This is a genomic window from Nonomuraea maheshkhaliensis (genome assembly GCF_039529435.1).
GTDB classification, from domain to species: domain Bacteria; phylum Actinomycetota; class Actinomycetes; order Streptosporangiales; family Streptosporangiaceae; genus Nonomuraea; species Nonomuraea maheshkhaliensis.
The window spans coordinates 1-8,298 of record NZ_BAAAMU010000181.1 but is presented as its reverse complement, the minus strand read 5'-3'; the positions used below and the strand labels follow the sequence as shown (position 1 = coordinate 8,298).

The 8,298-nt window shown below is 73.5% G+C and carries 8 protein-coding genes; 4 read left to right on the top strand and 4 right to left on the bottom strand.

What is annotated here, in order from left to right; all coding sequences use genetic code 11:
• Window positions 1-1,454: thioesterase domain-containing protein (locus ABFX54_RS52490; RefSeq protein ID WP_346114798.1), on the top strand; the 1,454-nt coding region annotated here is incomplete at its 5' end.
• Window positions 1,432-2,727, top strand: a complete 1,296-nt coding sequence (locus ABFX54_RS52485; RefSeq protein WP_346114797.1) for an MFS transporter — start codon at window positions 1,432-1,434, stop codon at window positions 2,725-2,727. The genes ABFX54_RS52490 and ABFX54_RS52485, both read left to right, overlap by 23 nt.
• Before the next feature lie 4 nt (window positions 2,728-2,731).
• Here the strand turns inward: ABFX54_RS52485 and ABFX54_RS52480 are convergent, their stop codons facing one another.
• A complete protein-coding gene (locus ABFX54_RS52480; protein ID WP_346114796.1) occupies window positions 2,732-3,142 on the bottom strand; it encodes a VOC family protein in 411 nt (136 codons plus the stop codon).
• Between the two features lie 92 nt (window positions 3,143-3,234).
• Between ABFX54_RS52480 and ABFX54_RS52475 the strand changes: the two genes are divergently transcribed.
• The gene (locus tag ABFX54_RS52475) at window positions 3,235-4,317 is read left to right on the top strand and encodes a helix-turn-helix transcriptional regulator (protein ID WP_346114795.1); all 1,083 of its coding nucleotides are present in this window, start codon (window positions 3,235-3,237) and stop codon (window positions 4,315-4,317) included.
• On the opposite strand, the gene ABFX54_RS52470 is transcribed toward ABFX54_RS52475, so the two are convergent.
• From ABFX54_RS52470 to ABFX54_RS52460, 3 genes are all read right to left on the bottom strand, one after another.
• Window positions 4,307-5,344 carry an LLM class flavin-dependent oxidoreductase gene (locus ABFX54_RS52470; protein WP_346114794.1) on the bottom strand — a complete coding sequence of 346 codons (1,038 nt, stop codon included), beginning with the start codon at window positions 5,342-5,344 and terminating at the stop codon, window positions 4,307-4,309. The two genes, ABFX54_RS52475 and ABFX54_RS52470, sit on opposite strands and share 11 nt — an antisense overlap.
• Before the next feature lie 29 nt (window positions 5,345-5,373).
• Window positions 5,374-6,402 (bottom strand): ArsR/SmtB family transcription factor, encoded by a 1,029-nt coding sequence (locus ABFX54_RS52465; RefSeq protein WP_346114793.1) that lies wholly within the window; start codon window positions 6,400-6,402, stop codon window positions 5,374-5,376.
• Window positions 6,403-6,464: 62 nt separating this feature from the next.
• Entirely contained in the window at window positions 6,465-6,866 is a 402-nt protein-coding gene (locus ABFX54_RS52460) for a peptidase inhibitor family I36 protein (protein WP_346114792.1), read from the bottom strand.
• Window positions 6,867-7,106: 240 nt separating this feature from the next.
• Here ABFX54_RS52460 and ABFX54_RS52455 point away from each other — a divergent pair.
• Window positions 7,107-8,298: AfsR/SARP family transcriptional regulator (locus ABFX54_RS52455; protein WP_346114791.1), on the top strand; the 1,192-nt coding region annotated here is incomplete at its 3' end.

Here is an 8,298-nt window from a genome sequence, read left to right as displayed (position 1 = left end):
TCGAGCTCGGCGAGATCGAGGCGCTGCTGGCCGCCGAGCCCGCCGTCCGCGCCGCCGTCGTCGTGCTGCGCGACGAACGCCTCGTCGCCTACGTCGTCCCGGAGAACGTCCCGGAGAACGTCCCGGAGAACGGCCCGGAGAACGGCCCAGCAAACGACGCCGGCGGGGAAGGCGGCGCGCCGAGCACCGACGCCGGCACCAAGACCGGCGACAACGACGGCGACGGCCGTGTCGGCGCGGCCGGGCGGCTGCCGGATCTGGCCGCCGCGCTGCGCAAGCGGCTGCCCGAGCACATGATCCCCACCGCCTGGGTACCCTTGGACGCCCTGCCCGTCACCGCCAACGGCAAGCTCGACCGCGCCGCCCTGCCCGACCCAGGCGACGCCGCCCGCGCCCCGTACCTGCCCCCGCGCGACCCGTTCGAGGCCAGGCTGGCCACACTGTGGGAGGAGACGCTCGGCGTGGACGCCATCGGCGTGCACGACGACTTCTTCGCTCTCGGCGGCCACTCCCTGCTGGCCCTGCGCCTGACCATGCGGCTGCGCAAGGAGCTCGGCCGCGACGTGCCGCTGTCGTCGGTGCTGACCGCGCCGACCGTCGCGGGGCTCGCCGCCGAGCTGCGCCGCCCGCAGGACAATGACGGCGCGCCGCGCCGGATCGTGCCGCTGCGACCCACCGGCGACCGCGCTCCCGTCTTCCTGTTCCACGCGCTCGGCGGCCAGGTCTTCCGCTATCTGCCGCTGACCCGCCATCTCGGCCCCGACCAGCCCGTGTACGCGATCCAGGCGGCCGGTCTGGTCCCCGGTGAGCAACCGCACGCCACGCTGGCGGAGATGGTGGACGACTACACCGCCCACCTGCTCGACCTCCGCCCCCACGGCCCGTACGTGCTGGGCGGCTACTGCATCGGCGGCAACATCGCCCTGGAGACCGCCCGCCGGCTGCGCGAGCTGGGCGAGGAGGTGCCGCTCGTCGTCCTGTTCTACTCCGACGCGAACGAGCCGGTACTGCGCGCCTCGCTGGAGGACGACGCCGTCCTGCTCACCCACGCGCTGGCCGGCGGCAAGGTCCAGGTGAACCTGGACGACCTGCACCGGATGAGCCCGGACGAGCGGCTGCTGGCCGTGATCGACGCCGCAGCCCGCGCCGACACGCTGCAGCCCGACACCGCCGACCTGCGCCAGGCCCGCCGCTTCGTGGACGTGTTCCGCGCCAACGCGCACGCCGTCGGCCACTACCGGCACGCCCCTTATGACGGGGACGTCCTGCTGTACTCGCCCACCGCCGAGGGCGTACCGCCCGACGACATGGGCTGGCGGGACGTCGTCACCGGCCGCCTGCGCATCTCGCCGATCCACGGCGAGCGTTTCACCGTCATGTACGAACCCCGGGTCGCCCTCGCGGCCGCCGAACTGAGGAGCAGCATCGACCATGGCCTCACCCCCGACGACTGAGCCCCCCGCGCCCGGCCCCGCCGCGGCGGAACCGCCCACGCTGTGGAAGAACCGCGACTTCCTCAAGCTGTGGAGCGGCGAGAGCCTGTCGCTGGTCGGCTCCCAGGTGACCGTGCTCGCCATGCCGATCGTCGCCTACCTGTGGCTGAACGCCTCGGTCGCGGAGATGGGCGTGCTCGGCGCGCTGTCCAGGCTGCCGATGGTGCTCTTCTTCGTCGTGGGCGTGTGGGTGGACCGGATGCGCCGCCGGCCCGTGCTCATCTGGAGCGACGTCATCCGGGCGTTCATGCTCGCCACCGTGCCGCTGCTGTTCGTGATGGACATGCTGACGCTGTGGTGGCTGTACGCGGTCGTGTTCGTGATGGGCGTCTTCGGGGTGCTGTTCGAGATCGCCTACCGGTCGTACCTGCCGGCCCTGGTGGCCCCGGAGCACCTCGGCGACGGCAACAGCAAGCTGCAGCTCAGCGACTCGGTCTCCAAGGCGGTCGGGCCCAGCCTGGCCGGGTTCCTCATCGCGACCCGCTCGGCGCCGCTGGTCATCCTGGTGGACGCGGTCAGCTACGTGCTGTCGGCGGCGTTCCTGATCTCCATCCGCAAGCGGGAGGACCCGCCGCCGCCCGACAGCGGCGGCAGCATGATCGGCGCCATCCGCGCGGGTTTCGGCTGGGTGATGTCGCACCCGGTCGTCCGCCCGCTGGCCATCGCCAGTGCCGTCTACTCCTTCTTCGACATCGGCATCCTGCAGACCCTCTACATCCCGTACGTGATCGACGGCGCCGGCGTGCCGGCCGGCTGGGTCGGGGCCGTGCTCGCGGTCGGCGGGGTCGGCGCGGTGGCCGGCGCGTGGCTGTCGGTGCGGCTCATGAAGGGGCTGGGCCCCGGGCCGACCATGTTCTGGTCCACGGTGATCGGCAACAGCGCGCTCATCCTGGTGCCGCTGGCCGGGGGGCCGCTCTGGCTGGCGATCGGCGTGCTGGCCGTCTCGCAGCTGCTGGTCGGGCTGTGCACGCAGGTGTTCGTGGTGAACAACATCACCGTGCTGCAGTCGGCGACGCCGCGCGAGCTGGTCGGCCGGGTCATCGCCACCATCTGGGCGATGGGGCTGGTGCCCGCGCCGCTCGGCGCGCTGGTGGCCGGGCTGGTCGGCGAGGCGGTGGGCATGTGGCCGGTGGTCCTGACGGCGGCGGTGATCGGCGCGGTGGTGCCGATGATCGTGCTGGCGCTGTCGCCGATCCCCCGGATGCGCGAGATGCCCCAGGCCCCGGCCACCTGAGCTTTCAAGGGGCCGCTCGGCGGCCGGACTTCTCGATGGCCTCCGGGGTCACGGGGGTGAAGAAGTTGACCAGGTTGCCGTCGGGGTCGCGGAACAGCAGCGCCCGGTTGCCCCAGGGCATCGTGGTGGGCTCGTTGACGAAGTCCCGCACGAGGCCGGTCAGTTTCTTGTAGACGCTGTCCACGTCGTCGACCAGGAACTCGACGATGACGCTGCGGTTGGCGCCCGGTTCCGCTGAGCCGGGCGCGAACAGCGGGACGGTGCGGGTGCCGCCGATGGCGAGCGTGGCCGAGGCGGTCCGCAGCTCGGCGAAGTCGTCGTTGGCCCAGCTCGCCTCCACTCCGGTGGCGGCCTCGTAGAAGCCGACGAGGCGGGCGACGTCGGCGGTGATGATGCGGGTCGAGACGAAGTTCACGGATGGTTCTCCCTGGTCGTTCCTTGGGTACGACCGCACGCTACGCCGGATACCGGGCGAAACCCGCCCGGTATCTGCGGCAGACTTTCGGTATGGCCCGACCCACCGCTCGTGTGCTCACCCTGCTGGAGCTCCTGCAGTCGGGAGGGCTGCGGACCGTGGCCGAGCTCGCCGACCGGCTCGGCGTGGACGAGCGCACGGTACGGCGCTACGTCGGCCACCTCATCGACCTCGACGTGCCCGTCGAATCGGTACGGGGCCGCTACGGCGGCTACCGGCTCGCCCCCGGTTACCGCATGCCGCCGCTCATGCTGGGCGACGACGAGGCGCTCGCCGTGCTGCTCGGCCTGGTCGCGGGGCGCAGGACCGGCCTGCTGACGGCCGCGGGCACGGCGAGCGAGACGGCCGCGGCGAAGATCCGGCGGGTGCTGCCCGAGCGGCTCGGCCGCAGGCTCGACGCCGTGCTCGGCTCCCTCGCCTTCACCGCTCCCGCCGGTGAGCCGGCCGTCCCGGAAACCGCGGTGCTGCTCGCTGTAGCCGACGCGGTGAGCCACCACCGGCCGGTCTCGATCCGGTACACCGACGCAGGCGGGCGGCGCAGCGAGCGCACGCTGCACCCGTACGGGCTCGTCGCCCACTCGGGCCGGTGGTACGTGACGGGCGCCGATCCCGCGATCGGCGAGGACCGGACGTTCCGGCTGGACCGCATCGCCGGCGCGCGGACCCTGCCCGGCTCGTTCGACCCGCCCGGCGGGCCCGGCCCGGCCGAGCGGGTCCTGGCGGGGATCGCCACCGCGCCGTACCGGCACGAGGTGACGCTGCGGGTCCAGGGCGGCGCCGAGCGGATCCGCACCCGGCTCCCCGCCGGCATCGCACTCGTCACGGAGCCGCCACCGGTGAGCGACCCGGAATCACCGCCGGCGATCGGCACGGGAGCACCGTCCGTGAGCGGCGCGGGTCAGGACGTCGAGCGCTGGTGCCGGGTCGAGTTGCGGGCCGAACGGCTCGACTGGGTGCCGGCCGTGCTCGCCTCCATGGACCTGCCGTTCGTCATCGAACAGCCCGACGAGCTCCGCGACCTCGTCGTGGCGTTCGCCGACCGGCTCACCCGGTCGGCCCGGCGAGAGCCGCCGGGCGGCGAAGGCGATGACGGGGGCGACGGGGTCACGTGTTGAGCTCGGCCAGCCAGCCGAGCTGCTCGGCGCGGTCCTCCACGGTGGGCGCGTTCAGCCCGACGATCACCCGGGTCGCGCCCGCCTTGCGGTAGGCCTCCAGCCGCTCGCGCACCCGCGCGGGCGTGCCGCACAGGGCGAGGGCGTCCACCAGGTCGTCGGGCACCTCCTCCATCGCCTCGCCCAGGTCGCCGTCGAAGTAGGCGTCCTGGACACGCGCCGCCGCCTGGCCGAACCCGAGGCGGTGGGCGAGCCGGTTGTAGAAGTTGACCCCCCGGGTGCCCATGCCGCCCAGATAGAGGGCCAGCATCGGCCGGATCAGGTCGCGGGCGTAGTCGGCGTCGTCGTCCACCATGGCCATGACCATCGGCGAGACCTCCACCGTGGCCGCGTCGCGCCCGGCCAGGGCGGCCCCGGCCCGCAGGTGTTCCATGCTCTCGGCCACGTGCTCGGGCGGGAAGTGGATCGGCAGCCAGCCGTCGGCGATCTCCCCGGCCAGCGCCACCGCCTTCGGCCCCATGGCCGCCAGGTGGACGGGCAGCGGCTTGCGTACGGGTGCGACGGTCATGCTCAGGGCCTTGCCGCGGCTGTCGGGCAGCGGCAGCACGATCTCGGGGCCGTCGTGCTCGACCGGCCGGCCGTCCAGCGCCGTCCGTACCACGGCCACGTAGTCGCGCAGGTGGGCCAGCGGCCGCTCGTACCGCTGACCGTGCCACCCCTCGGCCACCTGCGGGCCTGAGGCGCCCAGCCCGAGCAGGAAGCGGCCGCCCGACACCCGGTCGATCGTGGTGGCGGCCATCGCCGCCGAGATCGCCGTGCGGCCCGTCACCTGGATCACGCCGCTGCCCAGCCCGATCCGCTCGGTGCCGGCCGCGAGCCAGGCCAGCGTGGTCGCCGGATCGACCCCGTAGCCCTCAGAGGCCCACACCGAGTCGTATCCGAGCCGCTCCGCCTCACGTGCCAGCGTCAGCTGGGCTTCATGGGTGGCCGCCACGGGGCCGAGGGTGCCAAGGCTGAATCCGAGCCGCACTGCCGCCTCCTCACGATCCGATCTTGTCCTTACTCTCCCGCAGAAGCCCTGCCGAGACCAGGGCCGGCGGCGACCGGGTGGATCAGGGCGGCGCCGAGCTCGGTGGCGCGGTGGATGACCATGTTGGCGTGGCGGGTGCTGGTGATCAGGCCGGCCCGCTGCAGGACCTGGGCGTGCGCGCTGGCCGAGGACAGTGAGGTGCCGGTGCGCCGGGAGAGTTCGCTGGTGGTGCAGCCGGCGGTGGCCGCGATGTGGCAGAGGACGCGGGCGCGGGTCGCGCCGAGCAGGTCCGACAGGGCCTGGCCGGGGTCGGGCTCCGGGGCACGCCGCGGCACCGGGTAGATCAGTACGGGCGGCAGCCCGGGGTCCGCCAGCGCCACGGGGGTGTAGCGGCAGAAGTAGGAGGGGATGAGGGTCAGCCCCCTGCCGCGCAGCGGGATCTCGTAGCGGCCGGCGGCGTAGTCGACCTCCAGGACCGGAGGCCGCCACCGCATGCGGGGCGGCAGCGCGCCGAGCATGGCCTCCACGCCCTGGTCGGTGAGCAGGCGGGCGAGGCGGGCGCGTTCGCGTCCGAGGGCGTGCTCCATCGTGGTGCGGTGGGGGGCGAGGACGGCCCGGCCGTAGTGGTCGGCCAGGCGGGCCAGGCCGGCGATGGCGCGCCGGTCGCCGCGGGCGAGGTCGTCGAGGGTGCCGGGCAGGGCGGTGTGCCGGCGCAGCTGGTCCACCTCACGCCGGACCCGTGCGCGGGAGGTGGCGCCCAGCGCGTCGAGTCCGGCCTCGCGTCCCGCCTGGGCCTCGTGCGGGGTGAGGAAGTCGGGCCAGTACGCCTTGATCGGCATCAGCGGCGCCAGCGTGCGCCGGACGGGCCGCAGCAGGCCGGCGGCCGCCAGGTCCGCGCGGGCCCGGCGGCGCCAGGCGGTCAGGTCCGCTCCGCCGCCGGGCCGCTGCAGCACGTGCAGGCTCATCACCGTCTCCCACGGCTCGTCGACGCGAGCGGCGACGCGTACGCGGGCCAGGTCCTCACCGGTGAAGACGATGCGCAGGATTCCGCCGGACATGCCCCCCATGCTGGCCCGGACGGATCATCAGGCGATCAACGCCCGGTGGACACGCGCCGCCGCTACCTGTTGAACCACTTATGGGACTTGATACAGATATGGCCCCTACCGGCATCTTCTGTCGGGTTGGTCCAGGCTTCCTGCTGGCCGTGGAGCAGGGCCCAATGGGCGCCGCCGCAGGTGACGAGATGGACGTCGTCCAGGTTGCCCTTGCGGCCGTTGTTCCACAGCGACTTCACCTTGTGGCTGAACGAGCACGGCCGTCCCCCGCCCGCCCAGTTGGCGTCGTTCCCCTCCCAATCGCACCGCTTGCCCGACCCGCTCACGCCGCTGTAGGCGCAGATGCTGCCCTTGGGGCAGTCCCCCAGCCAGTCCTGAGCCGACGCGACGCCCGCGTTCCCCGTGAGGCAGAACGCCGCCATGAGAGTGACCGTGCCGGCGGACACCGCTCGTCTGATTCCCAAGATCCGCTCCTCTCCGTCTCCGTTGCGCACCCAGTACACAGAGCCGGGGGACGGGGTGTCGCCGTGTTCCACCCAGAAACGGAACACCGACGTCAGAGGCATGACGAGACGCGATCGACGGCCGGGGCCCGGCGAATGTCCGGACAATGCCCGCCCCATGTCCTCGATCACGCGTTCCGGCCTGCCGCACACTACGGAGGTGCCCGGAGCGGCCGAAGACGAGAGCGAGGAGCGAGGCCGGTGACCAGTGTGCGGTTCTCGGTGCTGGGTCCCCTGACGGCGGTCCAGGACGGGGCTTCGGTCCCTGTCACGGTCGGCAAGCTGCGCGTCCTGCTCGCCACCCTGCTGCTGCGCCCGAACGAGGTCGTCCCCGCCGACCTGCTCGCCGAGCGGCTGTGGGGCCGCCGGGTCCCGGTCAACCCGCGAAAGGTGCTGCGCACGTACGTCGTACGCCTGCGCCAGGCCCTGGGCGCGAGGGACGTGATCGTCACCATGCCGGACGGCTACCTCGCCCGGCTGCGGACCGACCAGCTCGACCTGCTGCGGTTCCGCGCCCTGCTCCAGGAGGCCGGCCGGGCCGCGGACCCGCTGACGGAGCGGCGGCTCCTGCACGAGGCGCTGGACCTGTGGCGCGGCCCGGTGTGCGCCGGCGTCGCGTCGGAGACGCTCCAGCAGATCGACGTCCCGCCGCTCGCCGAGCTGCACGTGCACACCCTCGAACGGCGCATCGAGCTCGACGCCGGTCTCGGCGAGCACGCCTCGCTCATCGCGGAGCTGCGGGCCCTGACCGCCGAGCATCCCTTCAGGGAACGGCTCTGGGCCCAGCTCATGACCGCCCTCTACCGCACCGGCCGGCAGGCCGAGGCGCTGGAGACGTACCGGACCGTCTTCCGGCTGCTGCAGGACGAGCTCGGCATCCTCCCCAACGCCGAGCTGCGCCGCCTGCACCAGGCCATGCTCGCGCAGTCACCGGTGGAGGTCACGGCTGACGAGGGCGAACCGCCCGCGCCCGTCCCGCCCAGGCAACTGCCGGCCGACGTGCCGGCGTTCGTCGGGCGGACGGACGAGCTGTCCGCCCTCACCGCCGGAACGGGCACTGCCGGGGTGACGGTCACCGCGATCGACGGCATGCCGGGCGTCGGCAAGACCGCGCTGGCCGTGCACGCCGCGCAGCTGCTGGCCCCGCACCACCCCGGCGGCCAGCTCTTCCTCGACCTGCGCGCCCACAGCCGGGACGACCCCCCGCTCGACCCCGCCGACGCACTCGACCGCCTGCTGCGCGCCCTGGGCCTGTCCGGCGAGCACGTCCCCGAGCGGCTGGACGACCGTGCCGGGCTCTACCGCAGCCTGCTGGCCGAACGGCGCGTCCTGATCGTCCTGGACAACGCCGCCGACGAGGCCCAGGTCAGTCCGCTGCTGCCGGGCGCGGGGG